Annotated in this window: 17 protein-coding genes and 1 pseudogene; all 18 read right to left on the reverse strand. The window is 72.9% G+C overall.

What is annotated here, in order from left to right; all coding sequences use genetic code 11:
- Positions 1 to 204 (reverse strand): annotated as a pseudogene (locus tag AWW66_RS02540) (SCO3242 family prenyltransferase); the annotation flags it as partial.
- Positions 188 to 1,354, reverse strand: coding sequence for an inositol-3-phosphate synthase (locus AWW66_RS02545; RefSeq protein ID WP_067359666.1), 1,167 nt, complete (start codon positions 1,352 to 1,354; stop codon positions 188 to 190). The gene AWW66_RS02545 and the pseudogene AWW66_RS02540, both read right to left, overlap by 17 nt.
- Positions 1,355 to 1,772: 418 nt before the next feature.
- Positions 1,773 to 2,948: a Gfo/Idh/MocA family protein gene (locus AWW66_RS02550; protein ID WP_396890615.1), complete on the reverse strand. Its 1,176-nt coding sequence runs from the start codon at positions 2,946 to 2,948 to the stop codon at positions 1,773 to 1,775.
- Between the two features lie 54 nt (positions 2,949 to 3,002).
- Entirely contained in the window at positions 3,003 to 4,046 is a 1,044-nt protein-coding gene (locus AWW66_RS02555; protein WP_067359668.1) for a substrate-binding domain-containing protein, read from the reverse strand.
- 128 nt (positions 4,047 to 4,174) lie between these two features.
- On the reverse strand, positions 4,175 to 5,299 hold the full coding sequence (locus AWW66_RS02560; protein WP_067359669.1) for an ABC transporter permease: 1,125 nt from the start codon (positions 5,297 to 5,299) through the stop codon (positions 4,175 to 4,177).
- Positions 5,296 to 6,864, reverse strand: a complete 1,569-nt coding sequence (locus AWW66_RS02565) for a sugar ABC transporter ATP-binding protein (protein WP_067359670.1) — start codon at positions 6,862 to 6,864, stop codon at positions 5,296 to 5,298. The genes AWW66_RS02560 and AWW66_RS02565 overlap by 4 nt, the downstream gene beginning before the upstream one ends.
- Positions 6,861 to 8,039 carry an ROK family protein gene (locus tag AWW66_RS02570; protein ID WP_067359756.1) on the reverse strand — a complete coding sequence of 393 codons (1,179 nt, stop codon included), beginning with the start codon at positions 8,037 to 8,039 and terminating at the stop codon, positions 6,861 to 6,863. Before AWW66_RS02570 ends, AWW66_RS02565 begins: the two co-directional genes overlap by 4 nt.
- A 399-nt stretch (positions 8,040 to 8,438) precedes the next feature.
- Entirely contained in the window at positions 8,439 to 9,536 is a 1,098-nt protein-coding gene (locus tag AWW66_RS02575; protein WP_067359671.1) for a YihY/virulence factor BrkB family protein, read from the reverse strand.
- A 64-nt stretch (positions 9,537 to 9,600) separates the two neighbouring features.
- Positions 9,601 to 10,410 (reverse strand): ABC transporter permease, encoded by an 810-nt coding sequence (locus AWW66_RS02580; RefSeq protein ID WP_067359672.1) that lies wholly within the window; start codon positions 10,408 to 10,410, stop codon positions 9,601 to 9,603.
- A gap of 9 nt (positions 10,411 to 10,419) precedes the next feature.
- On the reverse strand, positions 10,420 to 11,220 hold the full coding sequence (locus AWW66_RS02585; protein ID WP_067359673.1) for an ABC transporter permease: 801 nt from the start codon (positions 11,218 to 11,220) through the stop codon (positions 10,420 to 10,422).
- 14 nt (positions 11,221 to 11,234) lie between these two features.
- Positions 11,235 to 12,167, reverse strand: a complete 933-nt coding sequence (locus tag AWW66_RS02590) for an ABC transporter ATP-binding protein (protein ID WP_067359674.1) — start codon at positions 12,165 to 12,167, stop codon at positions 11,235 to 11,237.
- A 99-nt stretch (positions 12,168 to 12,266) separates the two neighbouring features.
- Positions 12,267 to 12,803 carry a hypothetical protein gene (locus AWW66_RS02595; RefSeq protein ID WP_067359675.1) on the reverse strand — a complete coding sequence of 179 codons (537 nt, stop codon included), beginning with the start codon at positions 12,801 to 12,803 and terminating at the stop codon, positions 12,267 to 12,269.
- A complete protein-coding gene (gene dnaG / locus AWW66_RS02600; RefSeq protein WP_067359676.1) occupies positions 12,803 to 14,707 on the reverse strand; it encodes a DNA primase in 1,905 nt (634 codons plus the stop codon). Before dnaG ends, AWW66_RS02595 begins: the two co-directional genes overlap by 1 nt.
- A 103-nt stretch (positions 14,708 to 14,810) precedes the next feature.
- Positions 14,811 to 16,397: a BCCT family transporter gene (locus AWW66_RS02605; protein WP_067359757.1), complete on the reverse strand. Its 1,587-nt coding sequence runs from the start codon at positions 16,395 to 16,397 to the stop codon at positions 14,811 to 14,813.
- A 180-nt stretch (positions 16,398 to 16,577) separates the two neighbouring features.
- Entirely contained in the window at positions 16,578 to 17,411 is an 834-nt protein-coding gene (locus AWW66_RS02610; protein ID WP_067359677.1) for a siderophore-interacting protein, read from the reverse strand.
- Between the two features lie 14 nt (positions 17,412 to 17,425).
- The gene (locus tag AWW66_RS02615) at positions 17,426 to 18,703 is read right to left on the reverse strand and encodes a deoxyguanosinetriphosphate triphosphohydrolase (protein WP_067359758.1); all 1,278 of its coding nucleotides are present in this window, start codon (positions 18,701 to 18,703) and stop codon (positions 17,426 to 17,428) included.
- A 528-nt stretch (positions 18,704 to 19,231) separates the two neighbouring features.
- Positions 19,232 to 20,731 carry an FGGY-family carbohydrate kinase gene (locus AWW66_RS02620; protein WP_067359678.1) on the reverse strand — a complete coding sequence of 500 codons (1,500 nt, stop codon included), beginning with the start codon at positions 20,729 to 20,731 and terminating at the stop codon, positions 19,232 to 19,234.
- Entirely contained in the window at positions 20,731 to 22,365 is a 1,635-nt protein-coding gene (locus AWW66_RS02625; RefSeq protein WP_067359679.1) for a fucose isomerase, read from the reverse strand. Before AWW66_RS02625 ends, AWW66_RS02620 begins: the two co-directional genes overlap by 1 nt.
- Positions 22,366 to 22,385 lie beyond the last annotated feature (20 nt).

Raw genomic sequence — 22,385 nt, forward strand, 5'->3', positions numbered from 1 at the left:
CGGCCGTTCCACCGCGTCCAGGTCCCGGTCGGCCCAGTCGTTGGCGGCCATGCCGGCCCAGTAGAGCAGAACGGAGGCGCCGGCCAGGGCCGGCGTGCGGGGACCGAGCGTGCCGGCCGCCGCGGCGCCGGCCACCACGTCTCCGGGGACGGAGAGCGCGGCCGGGGCCCGGACCAGCTCCGCGACGTCAGCCAGCCTGGGCATCGGTACCTCCGGCGGCGGCGTGCAGGCCCGCGACGAACCCGCACAGCCGAGTCCACTGCTCGCCGAGCGAGTGGGTGGCCGCGTCCAGCGGGTCCTTGAAGAAGAAGGCCAGGTCGGCGAGGGGGCCGCTGGCTCCGGCGGCGTGCGCGGCGGCGGTGATCCGGGCCAGGTCGAGCACCAGCGGGGCGGCCAGCGCCGAGTCGCAGCCGTGCCAGGTGAACTCCAACCGCATCCCGATGCCCAGGAAACCGGCGAAGGTGACCAGGTCCCAGGCGGTCTTGAAGTCGCCCAGCTCCTCGACGTAGTCGATCCGGGTGTCGCCCTGCGGGTGGTAGCCGAGCGTCTCGCCGAGGACCCGCTGCTTGCTCTCCACCTTGGCCGCGTTGGCGGCCGGGTCGGCGAGGGTGGCCCCGTCGCCGCCGCCGAGCAGGTTGATCCCGGACCAGGAGCGCACCTGGAGGTTGCGCATCGCGAACATCGGGGCGAGCACCGACTTGACCAGGGTCTCCCCGGTCTTGCCATCGTGCCCGGCGTACGGCAGGCCCCGCTGCGCCGCGAGCGCGGCCAGGGCCGGCAGCCGGGCCCCGGTCGACGGGGTGAAGTCCACGTAGGGGCAGTCGGCGGTGAACGCCGCGTACGCGTACAGCGAGCTGGGTGGCAGCACCTCGTCCGGCCCGTCGAGGGCGGCGGCGAGCGCGGCCGGGTCGGCGTGCGCCGGGTGCGGCGTGACCACCGGCTCGGTCGCGGAGACGTTGACCACCACGACCCGGTCCAGGTCGTGCCGGCGACGGAAGTCGGCGAGGTCGGCCACCACCCGGGCCACCCGCTCGGCGGGCGTCCCGCCGGTGGGCGCGGGACGGATGTCGTCCTCCACCACGGCCAGGTCGTCGGCGAGCGCGGCGACCAGCCGGCCGGGCACCACACCCGCGGCGGCCAGGGCCTCGGCCCGCTTGGCCAGCGGCGTGAGCACCGGATCGTGCCCACCGAAGACCAGGTCGGAGAAGGACGGCAGGGCGGGGCCACGCACCTGCGGCAGCTCGGTCACGCAGCCGATCGGCGCGGTGAGCCCACTCCGCAGGGCAAGCGCCCCGACGATGCTGGTGGTCGCGACGGAACCGCGCGCCCCCACCAGCCAGACACCAGTACGCATGGTGCTCCTCCCCAGTCAGTGCGGATGGGCCCCGTCCATCGACCACGGCCCCGGGGACCGGTCGGTGTCGGAGTCGGCGGCTCCGACACCGGCCGGGGTGTCCCCGGGCGTGGCGACGGACGGGGCTGGCAGGCAGGGCCGGTCGGCGTCTCGTCCCTGCCTCCCCCGCATCCGCCCGGTCACGGTCGACCGGACGTCTGGCACGATAGCGGCCCTCCGGTACGGCCGGGGAATCCCGTTTCCGGCCGTACCGGACGACCATCCGGTGGGCGGGACCGGGCCGTGGTGGCCCCGGTGTCCCGCCCGTCCGGTCCGAGCCTCGTCCCGGCCACGGGGCGCAACCGTGGCCGGACCCTCGCCGGTCGGTCCGGACTTTCCGCAGGCGGTGGCGGCGGTGCCAGGCCGCCACCGCGTCGGGTCAGACGGCCACCTGGGCCAACGCCGGCTCCACCTCGGTCCACGCGGAACCGAGCCGCGCCGACCGTTCCACCGCGTCCAGCACGAGCTGGACCTGGAGGGCGTCGGCGAAGGAGGGTGCCGGGTCGGCGCCGGTGGCGACCGCCTCGACCAGGTCCCGCATCTGGTGCGTGAACGAGTGCTCGTACCCGATGATGTGCCCCGGCGGCCACCAGGCCGACATGTACGGGTGGTCGCCCTCGGTGACCAGGATCCGGCTGAAGCCCTGCTCCGCGGCGGGCCGCGTGGCGTCGTAGAACTCCAGTTCGTTCAGGCGTTCCAGGTCGAACACCAGGGTGCCCAGCGAGCCGTTGATCTCGACCCGCAGCGCGTTCTTACGCCCGGTGGCGAACCGGCTCGCCTCGTACGTGGCCAACCCTCCCCCGTCCAGCCGGGCCAGGAAGACCGCCGCGTCGTCCACGGTGACCTGCCCGGTGGCCGGAGCGCTGCCGTCCACGGTGGCGGCCAGGCCGCTCGACCCGGCCGGCAGCGGCCGTTCCTTGACGAAGGTCTCGGTGACCGCGCTGACGCCGCTGATCCGCTGTCCGGTGACGAACTGGGTCAGGTCGATGATGTGCGCCCCGATGTCACCGAGCGCACCGGAACCCGCCTTGTCCTTCTGCAACCGCCAGACCAGCGGGAACTGCGGGTCCACGATCCAGTCCTGGAGGTACACCGCACGCACGTGCCGGATCGTGCCCAGCCGCCCGGCAGCCACCATCTGCTGCATCATGGTCACCGCGGGTACCCGACGGTAGTTGAAGCCGCACATCGACCGGATCCCGGCGGCCTGGGCGGTGGCCGCCGCAGCGGTCATCGCCCGAGCCTCGGTCACCGAGTTGGCCAGCGGCTTCTCACAGAGCACGTGCTTGCCGGCGGCCAGCGCGGCGAGGGTGATCTCCGCGTGGCTGTCCCCCGGTGTGCAGACGTCGACGAGGTCGATGTCGTCGCGCGCGATCAACTCCCGCCAGTCTGTCGTGTACGTCTCCCAGCCGAGCCGGTCGGCGGCGTCGGCCACCTTCCCGGCGTCCCGGCCGCAGATCGCTGCCATCCGGACCCGCGCCGGCAGGTCGTAGACACGGTTCACGGTGCGCCACGCCTGTGAGTGCGCGGCGCCCATGAACGCGTAGCCGACCATGCCGACCCGCAGTTCTCTGTCTGTCGTGGACAAGGTGGGTCTCCGTCCGGTGTGTCAGAACCCGAGCTTGAGGTAGTTGCTCGCGTTCTCCTTGGTGATCGTCTCGGAGGCGAGCACGATCGACTTGGGCACCTGCAGCTCGACCAGGTCGGACATGCCCCGGTTCTGGCCGATCAGGCGGGCCAGCGAGACGGCCGACGAGGCCATCGACGGGCTGTAGGTCACGGTGGCCTTCAGCGGCGTGTTGTCCGCCTGGATGTCCTCCATGGCCTTCTTGGAACCGGCGCCACCGACCATGATGAACTCCTTGCGGTTCGCCTGGTTGATCGCGGCCATCACGCCGATGCCCTGGTCGTCGTCGTGGTTCCAGACCGCGTCCAGCTTCTGCACGGCCTGGAACAGGCCGGTCGCCTCCTGCTGGCCGGAGTCGGCGGTGAACCGCGCGGCCCGCCGGTTGGCCACCCGGAAGCCGGCCTGGGCCAGGGTCTCGCTGAAGCCCCGGGACCGCTCCTGGGTCAGCTCCAGCTCGTCCATGCCGGCGATCTCGCCGATGATCGGGGCGCTGACGCCCTTGGCCTTCATCTGGGCGATGATGAAGTTGGCGGCCGAGACGCCCATGCCGTAGTTGTCACCCAGGATCTGGGTGCGGTAGGCCTTGTCGTCCGGGAAGGCCCGGTCGAGGTTGACCACCGGGATACCGGCCTGCATGGCCTCCAGCCCGGCGGCGTTGAGCTCCTTGCCGTCGTGCGGGAGCATCACGATGACGGTGGGCTTCTGGGAGATCAGGGTGGACAGGGCCGCCCGCTGGGCCGCCGCGTCCGCCCCGGCCTCCACCATGTTGAAGGTCACGTCCGAGTACGCCTTGGCCTGGGCCTGGGCGTTGGTGGTGATGGCGGCGAGCCAGCCGTGGTCGGCGGCCGGAGCGGAGAAGCCGATGGTCACCGCCTGGCCCGGCTCGGCGTTGGCGTTGCCGCCGCTGTTGGTGTTGATCTGCGCCTCGTTGGAGGACTCCTCGTTGCTGGTGCAACCGGCGAGCAGGACACCGGCGCCGATGGCGGCACCACCGAAGAGCAGCCGACGACGACTGTGCTGGGTCATGACGACCTCCAGAATGACGTGGTGGGGGTGAAGAAGGGTGTAGCTGGCCCGGCCACCGACACGGGTGGCCCGCCGGGTGCTGCGGATGGAACGGGGTTGCGGAGGGGGAATTCGGGACGGTAGGGGAATCAGGCGGTGGTGGCGCGGTTACGGCGCAGGAACTTGCCGAGGCTGCCGAACTGAACCTGCTGGATCAGCACGGCGGCGACGATGATCCCGCCCTTCACCATGTTCTGGGCCTCCGTGGAGAGCCCGTTGATGGCGAACAGGTTGGTGATGGTGGAGAAGATCAGCACGCCGAGCAGCGAGCCGACGATGGTGCCCCGGCCGCCGCTGAGCAGCGTGCCGCCGATGATCGCCGCGGCGATCGCGTCGAGTTCGTAGAGGTTGGCCATGGCCGCCTGGGCGGAGGTGGCCTGCGAGGTGAGCATGATGGCGGCGATGCCGCAGCAGAGCCCGGAGAGGGCGTAGAGCAGGACGGTGTGCCGCTTGACGTTGATGCCCGCGAGCCGGGCCGCCTCCGGGTTGCCACCGACCGCCACGGTACGGCGGCCGAAGGTGGTGCGGTTGAGCAGGACCCAGCCACCGATGACCACCGCAGCCAGGATGTAGACCAGCAGCGGGATGCCGAGCAGGCTGTTGGCGGCGATGCCGTTGATGAAGTCGTTGTCCGAGACCTGGGTCTGCTTGTTGGAGATCTCGGCGGCCAGGCCCCGGGCGGCGACCAGCATGGCCAGTGTCGCGATGAACGGGACCAGCTTGCCGTACGAGATCAGCAGACCGTTGATCAGACCGACCGAGAGACCGACCACCAGCGCGGTGAAGATCATGCCACCGGCGCCGAAGTTCTGGGTGGCGACCGTGGTGGACCAGACCCCGGCGATGGCGATGATCGCGCCGACCGAGAGGTCGATGCCACCACCGATGATCACGAAGGTCATGCCCACGGTGACCACGCCAACCACCGAGGCGAGCTTGAGGATGGTGAGGAAGTTCCCCCACACCCAACTGGAGTCGGAGTAGAGGTCGGGTCGGGTCGCGATACCGATGACGACCAGCGCCACCAGCACCCCGATCAGGCCGAGGTTACGCTTGGCGCCCTCGCCGCCGTCCCCGCTCCACCAGGAGAGCCGGGGCGCGGCCGTCTTGCCCGCCGTCGCGTGGGTCACGGCCGGGTCCACCGGCGGGGACTGCGCCGGCAGCCCTGCCGAACGCTCCGAGGTCGCGGTGGATGTGGGAGCGTCCTCGCTCATGCTGGTGCGCCTTCCATCAGGGACCCCGCCATGACGAGGTCGAGCACGGTGTCTTCGTCCAACTCGCCGGCCGGGGCCTCGCGGACCATCCGGCCCTCCCGCATGACCAGCACCCGGTCGGCCAGCCCCAGCACCTCGGGCACCTCGCTGGAGACCAGCAGCACCCCGACGCCCTGGGTGGCCAGGTCGCGGATGACCTGGTACAGCTCGGCGCGGGCGCCGACGTCCACGCCCCGGGTGGGCTCGTCGAGCAGCAGCAGCTTGGTGTCGCCGAGCAGCCAGCGCCCGACCACCACCTTCTGCTGGTTGCCGCCGGAGAGGGTGCGCACCGCGCGCAGCACCTCCCGGGGCCGCAGTTCCAGGCTGTCCGCGATCCGCCTGGCCTCCGCCTTCTCCTTGCCGATGTCGGTGAAGCCCAGACGGGCGTACCGGCTGAAGGTGGCGAGCGTGACGTTGCGGTAGATGGGCTCGCCGAGCAGCAGCGCCTGGCTCTTGCGCTCCTCCGGCGCCATCCCCATGCCGGCCTTCACCGCCGCGTCGACGCTGCCCGGACGCAGGGCCCGGCCGTTCATCCGGACCGTGCCGGCGTCCGGCCGGCGGGCGCCGTAGATCGTCTCCATCAGCTCGGACCGGCCGGAGCCGACCAGCCCGGCGATGCCGACGATCTCCCCGGGGCGGACGGTCAGCGAGACGTCCTGGAACTCGCCCTCGCGGGTCAGCCCGTCCACCACGAGCAGCTCCTCGGTCGCCCGTTCGACGGCCGGGCGGTCGGGGAAGACGTACTCGATGGTGCGGCCGGTCATCCGGCTCACCAGGGCCTTGGTGGGGGTGTCCCGGGCGGGCAGGTTCGCCGCCGTGGTCCGGCCGTCCTTGAGCACCGTGACCCGGTCGCCGATCTCGCGGATCTCTTCCATCCGGTGGGAGATGTAGATGACGGCGATGCCCTGCGCGGTCAGCTCCCGGATGATCCGGAAGAGGTTGCCGACCTCGTCGTGGGCGAGCACCGCGCTCGGCTCGTCCATGATGATCAGTCGGGCCTCGTGGGAGAGCGCCCGCGCCATGCTGACCACCTGCTTGCCGGCGGCCGGCAGCGCCCGGACCATCCGGCCCGGCGGGATCTCCGCGTGCCCGAGCCGACCGAGGATCGCCCGGGTACGCCGGGCCATGTGGCCCCGGCGGACGAAGCCGGCCACCTTCGGCTCGTGGCCGAGGAAGGCGTTCTCCGCGACCGACAGGTCCTCGACCAGGTCGAGTTCCTGGTAGATGGTGGCGATGCCGGCGCGCATGGCGGCCTGCGGGTTGGCGAAGCTCACCGGCTCGCCGCGCCACTCGACCTGCCCGGAATCCGGCTTGTGCACCCCGGCGAGCACCTTGATCAGGGTGGACTTGCCGGCGCCGTTCTGCCCGAGCAGGCAGTGCACCTCGCCGGCCCGTACCTCCAGTTGCACGCCGTCGAGCGCGCGGACGCCGGGGAAGGTCTTGACCACATCGGTCAGTCGCAGGACCACCTCGCCGGCGACGGCGTCGGCGGGGGCCTCGACCAGGGGTTCGGTCGGTTCACTCATGATGCCTCCCCGAAGGCGACGTCGCTGGCGAGCACCGCTGCTCCGGCGACACCGGCCCGTGGGCCGAGTTCGGACAGGACCACCGGCAGGTTGCCGGTGGCCAGGGGCAGCGAGCGGCGGTAGACCACGCTGCGGATCTCGGCCAGCAGGATGTGTCCGAGCTGGGCGAGGCCCCCGCCGATCACGATCATCGACGGGTTGACGAAGCTGACCAGGCCGGCGAGCACGCCGCCGACCCGTCGGCCGCCGTCGCGGATCAGGTTGATGCAGGTGACGTCCCCCTCGACCGCGCCCTCGGCGACGTCCGTGGCGGTCACCACCCCCCGGGCCGCGAACCGCTCGGCGAGCGCGGGGGACGCGCCGCTGCGGGCGGCCACCGTCGCGTCCTTGGCCAGCGCCGCGCCGCTGAACAGCGCCTCCAGGCAGCCGACGTTGCCGCAGGAGCAGGTCGGGCCGTGCGAGTCGACCTGGATGTGGCCGATGTCCCCGGCGCATCCGTCGGTGCCCCGGTAGACGTCGCCGCTGAGGAAGATCCCACACCCTATTCCGGTGCCGATCTTCACGAAGAGGAAGTCGTCGACGGAGTGGGCCACCCCGCCGTGCCGCTCGCCGATGGCCATGATGTTGACGTCGTTGTCGACCACCGCCGGGCAGCCGTGCTCCCGGGTCAGCAGCTCCCGGACCGGGAACCGGTCCCACCCGGGCATGATCGGCGGAGAGACCGGGACGCCGTCGCGGAAGCTGACCGGCCCCGGCACCCCGATGCCGACCGCATGCAGCCGCTCGTACACGCCGTCGATCCGGGCCTTGTGCAGCAGCTCGTTGACCCGCTGGAGGGTCACCTTCGGCCCGGAGCGGATCTCGGCCGCCTCGGCGTACGCCGCCACCGGCTCCAGCCGGCCGTTGACCACCTCGACGTCGATCGAGCTGGCGCCCATGTCCACGGCCGCGAAGCGCAGGTGGGGGTTCAGCTCGACGAGGGTGGAGCGCCGCCCGCCCCGGGAGGCGGCCAGCCCGGCCTCGGCCACGTAGCCGAGCGCGACCAGTCGTTCCAGCTCGGCCAGCAGCCGGGGACGGGGCATCTCCAGCCGGTCGCCCAGCTCGGCCCGGGACACCGCCCCTTCGTCACGGAGCAACCGCAGTAGCCGCACGTGCAGGGGGTCCTCCGACCGCACCGGGCTCACCTCCACAGCAGCGAGTTGGTCACATCGACGAAACGTCGAGTTGTTGTGCTCGACACAGTAGGAGCCTTCGGTGAGCCCTGTCCAGAGCTTCAACCATTTTGATCCAAACTTTTGTCCTTCCGAGCAAAAGCTATGAGTGGATCAAGGAAAGGGTCGCGGGCGGTCAGGTCACCGGCGCGGGCCGTACCGGACCGGCGGTCGCGCCACCGGAGCGTCGAGGACCCGGACACCGCCTGTCAAGACACCGGTCGCCGGCACCCCCATGACGGGGTACCGGCGACCGGTGCGGTTTGCCACATGTGGCGGGATTGGTCGGCCCGGATCGACCCGGTTCGCGGTGACCCGGTGACGGGTTCCCGTGCCACCCGACGGAGCCGGATCGCAGGGCCGTCAGCGACCGCGCGAGTTGCGCTTCTTGCGCAGCTTCCGGTCGTCCCGCAACTCCACGTACGGCTCGACGTCGGGGGCGTGCCCGGCGGCGACCGCCCGGCTGCGCTCCAGCTCCGCGTCGAACTCGGCACCGAGCAGGACGGCGACGTTGCTCAACCAGAGCCAGACCAGGAAGATGATCACACCGGCCAGCGCGCCGTAGGTCTTGTTGTACGACCCGAAGTTGCCCACGTACAGGGCGAACAGCCCCGAGATCAGCACCCAGATCAGCACCGCCAGCAGGCCACCCGGGCTGACCCAGCGGAACCCGCCCTGCCGGGCGTTGGGGGAGGCCCGGTAGAGGATCGCGAACACCAGACTGACCAGCAGCAGGAGCACCGGCCACTTGGCGAGGTTCCAGACCGTCACGGCGGTCGAGCCGAGCCCGATCGCCGAGCCGACCTGCTCGGCGAGACGCCCGGTGAAGACCACGATCACGGCGCTGGCCAACAGCAGCACCCCGATGACCGCGGTGACGCCGACCCGCACCGGCAGGGTCTTCCAGATCGGCCGCCCCTCCGGCACGTCGTAGATGGCGTTGGAGGCGCGCATGAAGGCCGCGACGTACCCGGAGGCGGACCAGAACGCGCCGAGCAGACCGACGACGGCCGCGAGCCCGGCCAGCCCGCCACTCTGCTGGGCCTGGCTGATCGCGGTGTCGATGATCTGCCGGATGTTCTCCTCCGGCACCAGCTCGCGCACCGTGTCCCGGACCCCCTGGGTGGCGTCCGGTCCGAGCAGACCGAGCAGCGAGACCAGCACCAGCATCCCGGGGAAGACGGAGAGCACCCCGTAGTAGGTCAGCGCCGCCGCCCAGTCGGTGAGCCCGTCCGCGGAGAACTCCCGGACCGTGCGGCGCAGCGTCGCCACCCACTCGCCACCGGAGAGCCGGAAAGGGCTGGACGGCCCCTCGTCGGGCCCCACCGGCGGCCGTCCCGCGGGCCGGTCACCGCCGGGCCCCCGGGCCACCGCGCCCTCGTCGGCCGGCCGCTCGGGGCGGTCGCCGGTGGCGTCGGAAATGTCGTGAACGTCGCGGGACGACGACTTGTCGGCGGCCATCGGTCCTCCCGGGGGTCGGTGGTGTGCCCCTCCGACATGCCCCGGGACCTGCGGCGGTAACCCCCTACCGGTAGAGCAGGGTGGACATCCGGCGGGCCGCGACCACCAGGCCGAGCACCGTCACCACCAGCAGGTACGCCACGTCGAGCAGCCAGCCCCAGCCGTCGACGCCGACGCAGACGCCCCGGATCAGGTGCACCGCCCGGTAGAGCGGGGTCACCTCCACCAGCCAGCGCAGCACCTGCGGGTACGCCTCGGCCGGCACGAAGGTGCCGGAGAAGAGGAAGAGGGTGAACTGGACCGACCCGAGCAGGTCCAAGTCCTGCCAACTGCGCATGAACGTCGCCAGCGCCAGCCCGGCCGCGCCGAAGGCGAAACCGACCAGCACCGCGGCCGGCACCGCGAGCAGCCCCCGGGACAGGGTGGTCAGGTCCATCGCCACCAGCACCACCACGAAGGCCACCGAGTAGGCGCTGCCCCGGACCATCGCCCAGCCCAGCTCGCCGAGGGCGATCTCGATCGGCCGCAGCGGGGTGGCGATCATCCCGTCGTAGAGCTTGAGCTGCTTGAACTTGCCGAAGAAGTTGAAGGTGGTCTCCGCCAGCGCCCCGGTCATCGCCGAGGAGGCCAGCATCGCCGGGGCGACGAAGGTGGCGTACGACACCACCTGCCCGCCCGGCAGGGTGAGGTCGCCGACCAGGGCGCCGACCCCGACGCCGATGGCGAGCAGGTACAGCAGCGGCTCCAGGAAACCGGAGACCAGCAGCAGCCAGTAGGACAGCTTCATCGCCGTCACGTTGCGCCCGGCGACCCGGGCCGAGCGGCGGGCCGTGCCGGCGGCGGCGACCAGCCGGGGCAGCACCAGAGCGACCATCACGCCTCCCTAGACGACCAGCCGGCGGCGGAACACCCGCAGCGCGAGCAGACACCCCACCAGCGCCCAGCCGGCGAGGTAGAGCAGGTGCCCCGGCAGCGGCCAGGGCGGGGCGACCCCCAGCGTCGCCGCCCGGCACAGCTCGACGCCGTGCCAGAGCGGGGAGAGGTACGCCAACCCGCGCAGCCCCACCGGCAGCGACTCGACCGGGAAGAACACCCCGGCGAAGAGGGTCATCGGCAGCACCGCGAAGCGGAACAGGATGGTCAGGTGGTTGTCCGTCGGCACCACCGCGCTGACCGCGAAGACCGGCGCGGCCACCGCCAGGCCGAGCAGCACGACCACCGGCGGCACGGCCAGCGCCCAGCCCGAGCGCAGCACCCCGAACACGGCTGCCACCAGCAGGAACGCCGTGGTGGAGAGGAGCACCCGCAGGAGCACGAAGGCCAGGTGCCCGGTGAGGATGTCGCCGACCCGCAGCGGTGCCGCCTGCTGCCCCGAGTAGACCCGCGACCAGTGGAAGCCGCTGTACACCGGGTAGGTCGACTCCAGCACCGCCACCTGGAGTGCGGTGGAGGCGATCAGGCCGGGCACCACCCAGTCCAGGTAGTCGACCCCGCCGACGCCCTGCTCCACGTACGCCCCGACGCCCACCCCGAAGCCGAGGACGGTGAGCAGCGGCAGCAGGAACGACGTGAAGACGCCGGACCGCCAGGTGCGCCGGTAGCTGGTCAGGTAGTAGCCGAGCACCGGCCACGCCGGCACCCGGGGCCGGGTCACCGGCCGGCCCGCCAGGTCGGTCCCGTCCACCGCGCCCGCCCCCTCTACTCGACCAGGGTCCGACCGGTGAGCAGCAGGAAGACGTCCTCCAGACTGCTGCGCCGGACCAGGACGTTCGCCGGGGCCAGCCCTCGCCCGTGCACCTCGGCGACGGCCGCGTCCCCGTCGGCGACGTACAGCAGAACCCGGTCGGGCAGCACCTCGACGCGCTCCCCGAGGCCGGCCACCATGCCCGCGTACTTCTCCTGCGACTCGGCGGCGAAGCGCAGCTCCACCACCTCCCGGGTGGAGTACCGCTCGATCAGCGCCCGGGGCGCCCCCTCGGCGACGATCCGGCCGCCGTCCATCACCACCAGCCGGTCGCAGAGTTGCTCGGCCTCGTCCATGTAGTGGGTGGTCAGCACCAGCGTGACGCCCTGCTGCTTGAGCCGGAACAGCCGTTCCCAGACCAGGTGCCGGGCCTGCGGGTCCAGCCCGGTGGTGGGCTCGTCGAGCAGCACGATGTCCGGCTCGTTGACCAGCGCGCGGGCGATGGTGAGGCGGCGTCTCATCCCCCCGGACAGCGGCTCGACCTTGCTGTCGGCGCGCTCGGTGAGCTGCACGAAGTCGAGCAGCTCGGCGGCCCGTTGGCGGGCCACCCGGCGGGGGATGCCGAAGTACCGGGCGTAGACGACCAGATTCTCCCGGACGGTCAGCTCCGGGTCGAGGCTGTCCACCTGGGGGCAGACCCCCAGCCGGGCCCGGATCGCCGCGCCGTCGCGGACCGGGTCCAGCCCGAGGATGCGCAGCTCGCCCTCGCTGGGTGGGGAGACGCAGCCGACCATCCGCATGGTCGACGACTTGCCGGCCCCGTTGGGCCCCAGGAAGCCGAACGCCTCACCCGCGCGGACGTCGACGTCGATGCCGTCCACCGCGGTGAAGTCGCCGAACCGCTTCACCAGGCCCCGGGCGTGGATGAGGGGTCGCGCGCCGGTCACCGCCCCGACCCTAGTCGCCGCAGCGCGATCCCGCCGCCCCGCTCCGTGTCGGCCCGGCCCGCACCGCCCCGGCCCGCGTCGGCCGGACGGCGGGACCGGTCACAGGTCGGCCGGCGCGGTGGCGGCGCGGGCGGCGGCGACCAGCAGGTCCGTCTCGGTCAGTACCGCCTCGTCCGCCACCGGCGTCCCCGGGTCGAACCGCACCGTCCAGGTCAGGCCGTCCACCCCGGACACCCGCCGGGCCGCGATCCGGCCGGCGCCGCCGGGCACCGGGTGGTGCTGGGTGTACGCCACCGACTTGGTCACCCGGGTCCGCACCTGGTACGGCAGGTCCCCCGGGTCGACGAGCGGGTACGTCTGCACCGGCAGGTCCGCCACCACCGAGTACCCGTCCCGCTCGGCGACCTGCTCCGCCGGGGTGACGCCCAGCTCCTTGCCCGACCAGGTGGCCTTGAGAATCTCGTGCCAGCCCAGCCGCTGCGCCCGGCCGGGCAGCCAGAGCCCCCGGTTGGTGGCGACCAGCACCCCGTCGCCCTCGCCGGTGCCGGCCGCCGCCCAGGCCAGCACCCGCTCGTCGGTCTCCAGCGGCGGCCGGTCGGCCGGCGGCAGTTTCGGTCGGCGTCGGAACAGTCCCATCACAATCCTCCCGCGGCCTGCTCGCGCAGCGCCCGCGCGTGCTGTTCCAGGGAGAGCAGCTCCCCGAAGAGCGCGAAGTACTCGTCCTTGTGGGCCACCGGGTTGATCCGCTGGATGCGGGACTTCAGGTCCCTGATCCGGGCGGTGACCGAACCCCACTGCAACTGGGCCATGGTGATCGAGACGTACCGGGGGTCGGGCTCGCCGTCGATCCGCAGCGGCTCCACCGCCAACTCCCCGACCAGCGCCTGGGCGGCCAGGTCGGCGCAGGCGTCGCGGACCTGGGAGATCCAGACCGCGCCGCCGGCCGCCGCCGTCTCCCCCGCCGCGCCGCCGGCCTCGGCGACCGCCGTCCGGACCACGACGTGCACCGGGTGCCGGTACGCCGCCGCCTCGACCGCGTCGAACATCGGCCCGGCCAGCACCGGCACCTGGAGGGCGAGTTTGAGCGCCTCCCGCTCGACCATCGACTGCGGGCTGTCCACCGCCGGCTCGGCCCGCGCGGCGCGGGTGGGGCGGCCGGGGGCCGACGCCGCGTCCCGGCCGTCGGTGGCGGCGAGCACGGCCCGCTGCACCGGCTCGATCTCCATGCCGAGGTCCCCGGCGAGCTTGCGGACGTACTCCGGGCGCTTCTCCCGGTCCTTGATCTTGGCGACCAGCGGGGCGGCCCGGCGCATCGCCTCCACCCGGCCGTCGACGGTGTCCAGGTCGAACCGGTCGATCACGTGCCGCAGCGCGAAGTCGACGAGCGGCTCCCGCCGGGCGATCAGGTCGCGCACGGCCAGGTCACCCTTGGCCAGCCGCAGGTCGCACGGGTCCATGCTGTCCGGGCTGACCGCGATGAAGGTGCGCCCGACGAAGCGCTGGTCCTCCTCGAAGGCGCGCAGGGCGGCCTTCTGCCCGGCGGCGTCCCCGTCGAAGGTGAAGATGATCTCGCCGGCCACGTCGTCGCTGTCCAGCAGCAGCCGGCGCAGCACCCCGATGTGGTCCGCCCCGAAGGAGGTCCCGCAGGTCGCCACCGCCGTCGGCACCCCGGCCAGGTGGCAGGCCATCACGTCGGTGTACCCCTCGACCACCACCACCCGCCCCTGCTTGGCGATCTCCCGCTTGGCCTGGTCGACGCCGTACAGCACGTGCGACTTCTTGTAGATCGGGGTCTCGGGGGTGTTCAGGTACTTCGGGCCGTCGTCGTCGGCGAAGAGCTTGCGCGCGCCGAAGCCGACCACGTCGCCGGTCAGGTCCCGGATCGGCCAGAGCAGCCGGCGGCGGAACCGGTCGATCAGCGAGCCGGAGCGGGCCGGCCGGGACAGCCCGGCGGTGACCAGCTCGTCGTGGCTGAAGCCCTGCTGGCGCAGGTGCTTGGTGAGCAGGTCCCAGCCGTCCGGGGCGAACCCGCAGCCGTACCGCTGGGCGGCGGCCCGGTCGAAGCCGCGCTGCGCCAGGAACTCCCGCGCCGGCCGGGCCCCGGCGGTGCCGAGCTGGGCCTGGTAGAACTCCACGGCGGCGGCGTGCGCGGCGACCAGGCGCTGCCGCTGCCCCTGCGGGGCCCGGGGCCGAGGGCTGCCCGTCTCGGTCTCGACGTAGCGCAGTTGGATGCCGGCGCGGGCGGCGAGCCGCTCCACCGCCTCGACGAAGCTGAGGTGCTCGGCGTCCATCAGGAACTTGATCGCGTCCCCGCCGGCCCCGCAGCCGAAGCAGTACCAGACGTTGCGGGCGGGCGAGACGTTGAACGACGGGCTCTTCTCGTCGTGGAACGGGCAGAGCCCCTTGAGGTTGCCGCCACCCGCCGACCGGAGGGTCACCGTCTCGGAGATCACGTCGTCGATCGCGGTGCGCTCCCGGACCAGCGCGATGTCCTCGTCCCGGATCCGCCCAGCCATCGCCCCACCCCCTCGGTGTTCCATCCTGCCCTGCGCCGGTGATCGTGGTACCGCCGGGTACGCCCGCGCCGCCCGCCCGTCGGCGGTCGGCGACCCGGGGCGGGCCGGACCACCGGCGGACGGCCGGTCACCGGTCGCGGCGACGCAGGTAGCGGCGTACCGGTGGGGCGTCCTCCTCGTCGTAGGAGCGGGCGGTGCGCAGCGCCTCGGCCACGCCGCGGCGACGGATCCCGGAGGGGGGCGGGTTCACCGCCGGGTCCCGGGACATGTCCCGCAGCATGGCGGCGGCGACGCAGAGCATCGCCAGCACGAAGGGCAGCGCCACCATGATCGTGGCCTGTTGGAGGGCGTCCAGCCCGCCGGCGACCAGCAACGCCGCCGCCACCGCGCCGATCAGCACCCCCCAGACGACCACCACGACCCGGTGCGGGCGCAGCGCCCCCCGGGAGGTCAGCGAGCCGACCACCAGCGAGGCCGAGTCGGCGCTGGTGACGAAGTACAGCCCGATCAGCACCATGGCCAGCACGCTGGTGACCCCGGCCAGCGGCAGCGCCTCCAGCAGCCCGAACAGCGCCTGCTCGGAGCCGGCCGCCGCGTCGGCCACCAGGTCCCGGGTGCCGGTGGCCTGGGTGCGCAGGGCGCTGCCGCCCAGCACCGCGAACCAGACCGCGCTCGCCCCGCTGGGCACCAGCAGCACGCCGATGACGAACTGCCGTACGGTGCGGCCCCGGGAGATCCGGGCGATGAAGGTGCCGACGAAGGGCGCCCAGGAGATCCACCACGCCCAGTAGAAGATCGTCCAGCCGCCGAGCCAGGCGTGGTCGGAGAAGGCCCCGGTCCGGGTGGACATGGTCAGCAGGTTGCTCAGGTAGTCCCCGACGCTGGCCGGCAGCACCTCCAGGATGTAGACCGTCGGACCCACCACGAAGACGAAGATCATCAGCCCGACGGCGAGCAGGATGTTCGTGGTGGAGAGCCACTTGATGCCCCGGTGCAACCCGGAGAAGGCGGAGAGCACGAAGGCCAGGGTGAGCGCGGCGATGATCACCAACTCCACCACGGCGCTCTCCTGCACCCCGGCGACCAGGTTCAGCCCGGCGGCGATCTGGAGGGCGCCCAGGCCGAGGCTGGTGGCGGTGCCGAAGACGGTGGCGAAGACGGCGAGCAGGTCGACGCCCTTGCCGATCGGGCCGTCCGCGCGGGCCCCGATCAGCGGCTGCAGGGCCGACGAGATCCGGTTGTCCCGCCCCTTGCGGAAGGTCGAGTACGCCAGCGCCAGCCCGACCACCGCGTAGATCGCCCACGGGTGCAGGGTCCAGTGGAAGAGGGTGTACTGCATCGCCGCCGAGGCGGCGGCCCCGGTCTGCGGCTCCACCCCGGTCGCCGGGGGTGGAGTGGTGTAGTGCTGGATCGGCTCGGCGACCGCGAAGAAGACCAGACCGATCCCCATCCCGGCGGCGAACATCATCGAGGTCCAGGCCAGGGTGTTGAACTCGGGCTCGTCGCTGTCGCGGCCGAGCCGGAGCCGGCCGAACCGGGAGGCCGCGACCAGCACGGCCAGCGCCACGAAGATGTTCGCCGCGACCACGAAAAACCAGCCGAAGGTGTCGATCACCCAGCCCAGCCCGGACGCGCCGAAGCTGGCCAGCGAGTCCCGGCCGAGGAAGCCCCAGGCCACCACGGCCAGCACCCCGCCGATGCTCAGCGCCAGCAGCACCCGGTCCGGCTGCCGGTCCACCCCCGGTCGCGGCGGCGGCGCCGCCTCCGTCGCCGCGTCTGTCGTGTCAGCCATGTGCACTCGTCTCACTCATGGGCAGGGCCCATACCCATGGTGATCGAGTCTCAGACGCTCGCGGTGACGAAATCCACTGTTGATCTCCGTTTACCGCCCGGATCAGCCGACGACGGCGGCCTCCTCCGCCTCGACCTGCTGGTTCCAGTCGGCCTTGGTGGAGCGCCAGCCCTCGTCGTCCATGCCCCGGCGCCAGTAGCCGGAGATGGACAGCCACTCCCGGGGGACGCCCCGCTCGACGCGCAGCAGCCGGCGCAGGTCCTTGACGAAGGTCGCCTCGCCGTGCACGAAGGCGTGCACCGTGCCGGGCGGGAAGTCCAGCGCCCGCACCGCCGCGACCAGCGCCTCGCCGACCGGGCGGTCGCCCCGGTGCAGCCAGGTCAGCTCCACCGCCCCGGGGCTGTCCAGCGACTGCTCCTCGGCCGCGTCGGCGACCTCGACGAAGACCCGGGCCGGGGCGCCGGCCGGCAGCCGCTCCAGGGCCGCGCCGATCGCCGGCAGCGCGCTCTCGTCGCCGACGAGCAGGTGCCAGTCGGCCGCCGGACTCGGCGCGTACGCCCCACCCGGGCCGACGAAGTGCACCGGGTCGCCGGGGCGCAGCCCGGCCGCCCACGGGCCGGCCAGCCCCTCGTCGCCGTGGTGCACCACGTCGACGGTCAGCTCGGCGGTCACCGGGTCGAAGGCCCGCACGGTGTACGCCCGCAGCCGGGGCCAGTGCTCCCGGGGCAGGTCACGCTTGATCTCGGTAAGGTCCAGCGGGGTCGGGTACGTCACCCCGGGCACCGGGAAGACCAGCTTGATGTAGTGGTCGGTGTACTCGCCCACCGGCAGGCCGACCAGGTCCTCCCCGCCGAGCACCAGCCGGACCAGGTGCGGGGTGGGCCGCTCGGTGCGCACCACCCGGGTGGACGTGACCTTCTTCGGGCGCTCCGTCATGCGGTTAGGCTACCCTAAGTACGGTCGGTGTCCAGCGGGTGACCGACAGCGGGACCCGCCCCCGGCCGACCGGTGAGCCGGTGGTGCCAGGCGACGGCGGCCGGATCGGTGAGCGAGGCGACCTGGTCGATCACCACCCGCAGCCGGGCCGGGTCGTCGGCGGCGGCCCGCCACAGCGGCGCGAAGACCGGGTCCAGCCCCTCCGGCGCCCGGCGCACCAGCGCCGCCACCAGTTCGGCGAGCACCTCCCGCTGGCGGGCGTACCGGGCCTCGGCGCCGGGCCGGCGCATCACGTACCGCAGGGCGATCCCCTTGAGCAGCGCGCACTGCGCCCGGGCCCGACGCGGGACGACCAGGTCGGCGGCGTACCGCCGGTGCGGCCCCGGGCCGTACCGGGCCTGCGTGGCGGCCACCGCCGCCGCGACGAACCGGCCGGTCAGCAGGCTGGTGGTGGCCTTCAGCCCGGCCTGCGCCCGGTGACTGCCGTCGTAGTCGGCCAGCCCGGCCAGCGCCGGCTCGGCGAGCAGGTCCACCAGCACCGGCGCCAGGTCGGCGGCGGACTCCCCGGAGTACGTGGCGGCGACGTCCGCGCAGAGCGCGGCCCGCTCGGCCGGGTCGACCAGCAGCGGACGCAGCGCGACGTACCCGGAGTGCACACCGTCCTCCACGTCGTGCACCGAGTACGCCACGTCGTCGGCCCAGTCCATCACCTGCGCCTCCAGGCAGCGCCGCCCGTCGGCGGGGGCGCCCGCCCGCAGCCAGTCGAAGACCGGCCGGTCGTCGGCGTACACCCCGAACTTGCGCTGGCCGGGGCGGCGCGGCCAGGGGTACTTGCCGGTGGCGTCAAGCGCGGCCCGGGTCAGGTTGAGCCCGGCCGAGGTGCCGTCCGGGGCGAGTACCTTCGCCTCCAGCCGGGTCAGCACCCGCAGCGTCTGGGCGTTGCCCTCGAACCCGCCGCAGCCGCCGGCCAGCAGGTCCAGCGCGGCCTCGCCGTTGTGCCCGAAGGGCGGGTGGCCGAGGTCGTGGGCGAGCCCGGCGGTGTCCACCACGTCCGGGTCGCAGCCCAGCCGGGCGCCCATCTCCCGGGCGATCTGCGCCACCTCCAGCGAGTGGGTCAGCCGGGTCCGCAGGAAGTCGTCGGTGCCGGCGGTGTGCACCTGGGTCTTGGCGGCCAGCCGGCGGAACGCCGCCGAGTGCAGCACCCGGGCCCGGTCCCGCTCGTACGCCGAACGCCCGTACCCGCTGTCCTTCGCGGGCTCGGGCACCCGCCGCCGGGCCTCCTCGGGCACCACCGGGACGGGCGGGGGGTCGGCCGGGTCCGGAGGGCCGGGGGCGGTCGGCCGCACCGGAAAACCCACGCTGATCACCCCTCGACCTCGGTCGCGCCGCCGGGTGCGGTCGCCTGCACGGTATCTCTACCCCGACCGCTCATCCACGAGTCAGGATTATCTCGCCGATCATCCGGTCAGGCCGCGTGGCAGGGGCGTTTCACGATCAGAAAGCGGTGCGGTCGGCCCGATGAACCCGACGGCGGCGACAACGGCCGGAACGAGTGTCCACGAGCCCGGCCCTTTCGAGTTGCCCCATCTGTGAGACCACCCCGACAGCACACCGCACTGCCGGCCCGTACCCGGCACCGCCTGGACACCCCCCGTCCGCTCAGCGCACTGCCGGCTGAACCCCACAACGCAGTGAACCTCGGAAGATTTCGGCCCCTCCGGGGGCCACCCGGCTCCAAGATCTCTCGGAGCCCCACGACCGATCACCGCACGCCCGACCCGGCCCCGGGGCCCGTCGAGGGGCGGCCGGGGCCGGGTGGTTCAGGCGGGAGTGCTGCCCTGGAGTGCGGCGAGGGTGTGCACCTGGGCCCGGGTGTCGGTGTAGAGGCTGGTGTACCCGGCGTAGAGGGTGTCGTAGGTGCCCCGGACCGCCGGGTCGGGACGGACGATCTCGCCCGGCCGGGTCCAGTCGGTGTCCGGGGCGACCAGCCCGGCCCCGGTCGCGGCCAGCAGGGCGTCGCCGTAGCTGGCCCCGATGGTCACCGCCGGCACCTCCTGCTCCCGCCCGGTGACGTCGCTGACGATCCGGGTCCAGAGCCCGCCCTGGGTGCCGCCGCCCACCGCGACCAGCCGGCGCACCGGGTTGGCCGAGGTGTCCAGCAACTCCAGGATCTGCCGGATGCCGAAGGCGATGCCCTCGTACACGGCCCGGAACAGGTGCCCCCGGCCGTGCCGCAGGGTCAGCCCGGCGATCACCCCCCGGGCGTCCGGGTCGAAGATCGGGGTGCGTTCCCCGGCGAAGTACGGCAGCAGCAGCAGCCCGTCGGAGCCCGCCGGCACCCGGGCCGCCTCGGCGACCAGGGTCTCGAAGGGCACCTCCCCCACCAGGTCCCGGACCCAGCTCGTCAGACTGCCCGAGGTGGCCATCCCGGCGGCCAGGCAGTGCTGACCCTCGGCCACCCCAACGGTGTTCCAGAGCTGGGGGTGCCGGGCGATGCCCTGGAGCTGCTGCACGAAGAACATGGTGGAGCCGTACATCAGCATCAGGTCGCCGGGGCGGCGCACCCCGACGCTGACCGACTCCGCCCAGGCGTCCACCGTGCCGGCGCAGACCGGGGTGCCCTCGGGCAGCCCGGTGGCCTCCGCCGCCGCCCGGGTCACCTGGCCGACGATCTCCGCCGACCAGGCCAACCGGGGCGGGGGCAGGTGCCCCATGATCTCGGCGTACCAGGGCTGGTGCCAGTCCCGCGCCTCGATGTCGTACAGCGGCACCGACTGGCTGGCGGTGTGGTGGTCCAGGACATACTCGCCGGTCAGCTTCCGCACCACGTACGAGCTGGAGTTGTACCAGCGTCGGGCGTCCCGCCACACCTGCGGTTCGTGCCGGCGTACCCACTCGGCCTTCGGCCCGACCGCCTGGGTGGTCAGCGGGGTACCGGTCCGGTCCAGCACCTGCTCCGCCCCGTACCGCCCGGTCAGCTCGGCGATCTCGGCGGTGGCCCGCATGTCGATGCCGTACAGGATGGCCGGCCGGACCGGGGTGTCCTGCTCGTCGCAGAGGACCAGGCAGGGGCCCACCCCGCTGACGCAGACCGCTGCGATCGGGGCCCCCTCGGCGGCGGCGGTCAGCTCGGCGGCGATGGAGACCACGTCGGCCCACCAGACCCCCTCGGGGTCGACCTCCGCCCAGCCCGGTCGGGGCAGGGACATCGACCGGGGGCGGGGCCGCACGGCGGTGGCCACCACCCGCCCCTGCGCGTCGGTGAGCACCCCCTTGCTGCTCCCCGTCCCCAGGTCGATGCCGATCAGCAGCGGGTCCATCAGAGGCTCACGTCGCCGCAGAGGTGCACCACCAGGCCCAGCTCGGCGAACATCGCCGCCTTGGCGGCCAGGGCCTTGTCGGCGGTGGCGGCGTCCGGGGCGTACACCACGTTCAGGTGGTTGGCCTTGTGCCGGGCCATGAGCTGGTCCCGACCCACGCCGTGCAGCACCGCGTGCATGATCGGCCACTGCGGGTTGGTGGCGTTGAGCCGGCGCTGGGTCTCCTCCGCCGGCAGCTCGACCGCGCTGCCCCGGCCCAGGTCGACGTGGAGGACGCCGTCCATGATGAACACCCGCGACCAGACGATCTCCCCGGGCTTGGAGACGCCGCTGAGGGTGCCGCCGCCCAGCGGGAAGAACATCGGCGGCTGCCGCATGCTCCAGCTCTTGTCGTACCCGCCGTTGTGCGAGGCGGGCACCGAGCCGGAGATCTCCATCACCCAGACGAACCGGCCGTCGTACTCCTCGCCCCACCGGATGTCGTGCAGCGTGGTCGCCGGGTCCAGCCCCATCGCGGTCCAGATCCGGTTGGTGACCAGGGAGTCCACGGCCACCCCCTCGTCGACCTCGTTGAAGTGCGGCAGCGGCGCGCCGGCGTACAGCTCGCGGGCGCCGTCGCGGCTGCGCACCGGGGGCCGGGAGACGTTGTTGAGCAGCCCCTCGACCAGGTCGCTGGCCGGGACGACGTCCTTGAGGCCCTGCTGGTACTGGATGCCCACCGCGTCCAGGCCGAAGTCGTCGGAGATGCGCAGCGCGGCCACGTACATCTTGAACTGGCTGTGCAGTTGGGCGTCGGTCAGCTCGGTCGCCTCGTCGGTGCCGGTGTGGAAGGTCAGCCCGGCGGCGTCGAGCCAGTCCCGTACGGCCTGGGCCTCGGCGTCGTCGACCCGGCCCATCTCGGCCACCAGGGCGCTCTGCGACAGCCGCTCCTTGTAGATGCCGAGCGGGTTGAGCAGCTCGTCGTCGATGATGGCGTTGTACATGCCCATGCAGCCCTCGTCGAAGACGCCGATGATGGCCTTGTCCCGGCGCAGCTGCTCGGCCAGCGCCCGGCCGAGCCGGACCTCCTCGGTCTCCGGCAGCGCCGGCAGGTCCCGCACGTGGCTCTGGTCGTGCTCCAGCGTGCCGGTCTCCAGCCAGGTCCGCAGCCCGTCGACCGCCCAGTCGTCGGTGAACTTCTCGCTCCACAGGATGGAGTGCGCCACCCCCGCCTTGGTCAGGCTGGCGGTCAACCCGAGCAGGCCGACCAGGCCGGGGAACTCGCCGTTCCAGTTCGCCACCACCAGGATCGGGCCCCGGTGGGTCCGCAGCCCGGCCAGCACGTGGTGGCTGTACTGCCAGACCGCCTCGGCGACGATCAGCGGGGCGTCCGGCGGGATCGACTTGAAGACCTCGATGCCCTGCCGCTGGCTGGCGATGAAGCCGTGCCCGGCGTCGGCGTCGAACGGGTGGGCCCGGTGGACCCGGTGGCCGAGGGCGGTCACCGCCCGCTCCAGGTCGGCCTCGAACTGCCGCTGCGTGGGCCAGCAGGTGACGTTGGCGCTCAGCCGCAGGTCACCACTGGCGACGGTGTAGACGACCCCCGGCTCGGCCTGGGGCTGTTCGGTCGACGCGGGAAAGGCGTAGCTGCTCACGAAGGGCTCCTTGGGACGGG

This window comes from Micromonospora rosaria (assembly GCF_001567585.1).
Lineage (GTDB): Bacteria > Actinomycetota > Actinomycetes > Mycobacteriales > Micromonosporaceae > Micromonospora > Micromonospora rosaria.

Excerpts from the sequence above, each read along its gene's own strand:
- AWW66_RS02545 (WP_067359666.1), bottom strand. The coding sequence starts at position 1,354 with ATGCGTACTGGTGTCTGGCTGGTGGGGGCGCGCGGTTCCGTCGCGACC.
- AWW66_RS02550 (WP_396890615.1), bottom strand. The coding sequence starts at position 2,948 with ATGGTCGGCTACGCGTTCATGGGCGCCGCGCACTCACAGGCGTGGCGC.
- AWW66_RS02555 (WP_067359668.1), bottom strand. The coding sequence starts at position 4,046 with ATGACCCAGCACAGTCGTCGTCGGCTGCTCTTCGGTGGTGCCGCCATC.
- AWW66_RS02560 (WP_067359669.1), bottom strand. The coding sequence starts at position 5,299 with ATGAGCGAGGACGCTCCCACATCCACCGCGACCTCGGAGCGTTCGGCA.
- AWW66_RS02565 (WP_067359670.1), bottom strand. The coding sequence starts at position 6,864 with ATGAGTGAACCGACCGAACCCCTGGTCGAGGCCCCCGCCGACGCCGTC.
- AWW66_RS02575 (WP_067359671.1), bottom strand. The coding sequence starts at position 9,536 with ATGGCCGCCGACAAGTCGTCGTCCCGCGACGTTCACGACATTTCCGAC.
- AWW66_RS02580 (WP_067359672.1), bottom strand. The coding sequence starts at position 10,410 with ATGGTCGCTCTGGTGCTGCCCCGGCTGGTCGCCGCCGCCGGCACGGCC.
- AWW66_RS02595 (WP_067359675.1), bottom strand. The coding sequence starts at position 12,803 with ATGGGACTGTTCCGACGCCGACCGAAACTGCCGCCGGCCGACCGGCCG.
- dnaG (WP_067359676.1), bottom strand. The coding sequence starts at position 14,707 with ATGGAACACCGAGGGGGTGGGGCGATGGCTGGGCGGATCCGGGACGAG.
- AWW66_RS02610 (WP_067359677.1), bottom strand. The coding sequence starts at position 17,411 with ATGACGGAGCGCCCGAAGAAGGTCACGTCCACCCGGGTGGTGCGCACC.
- AWW66_RS02620 (WP_067359678.1), bottom strand. The coding sequence starts at position 20,731 with ATGGACCCGCTGCTGATCGGCATCGACCTGGGGACGGGGAGCAGCAAG.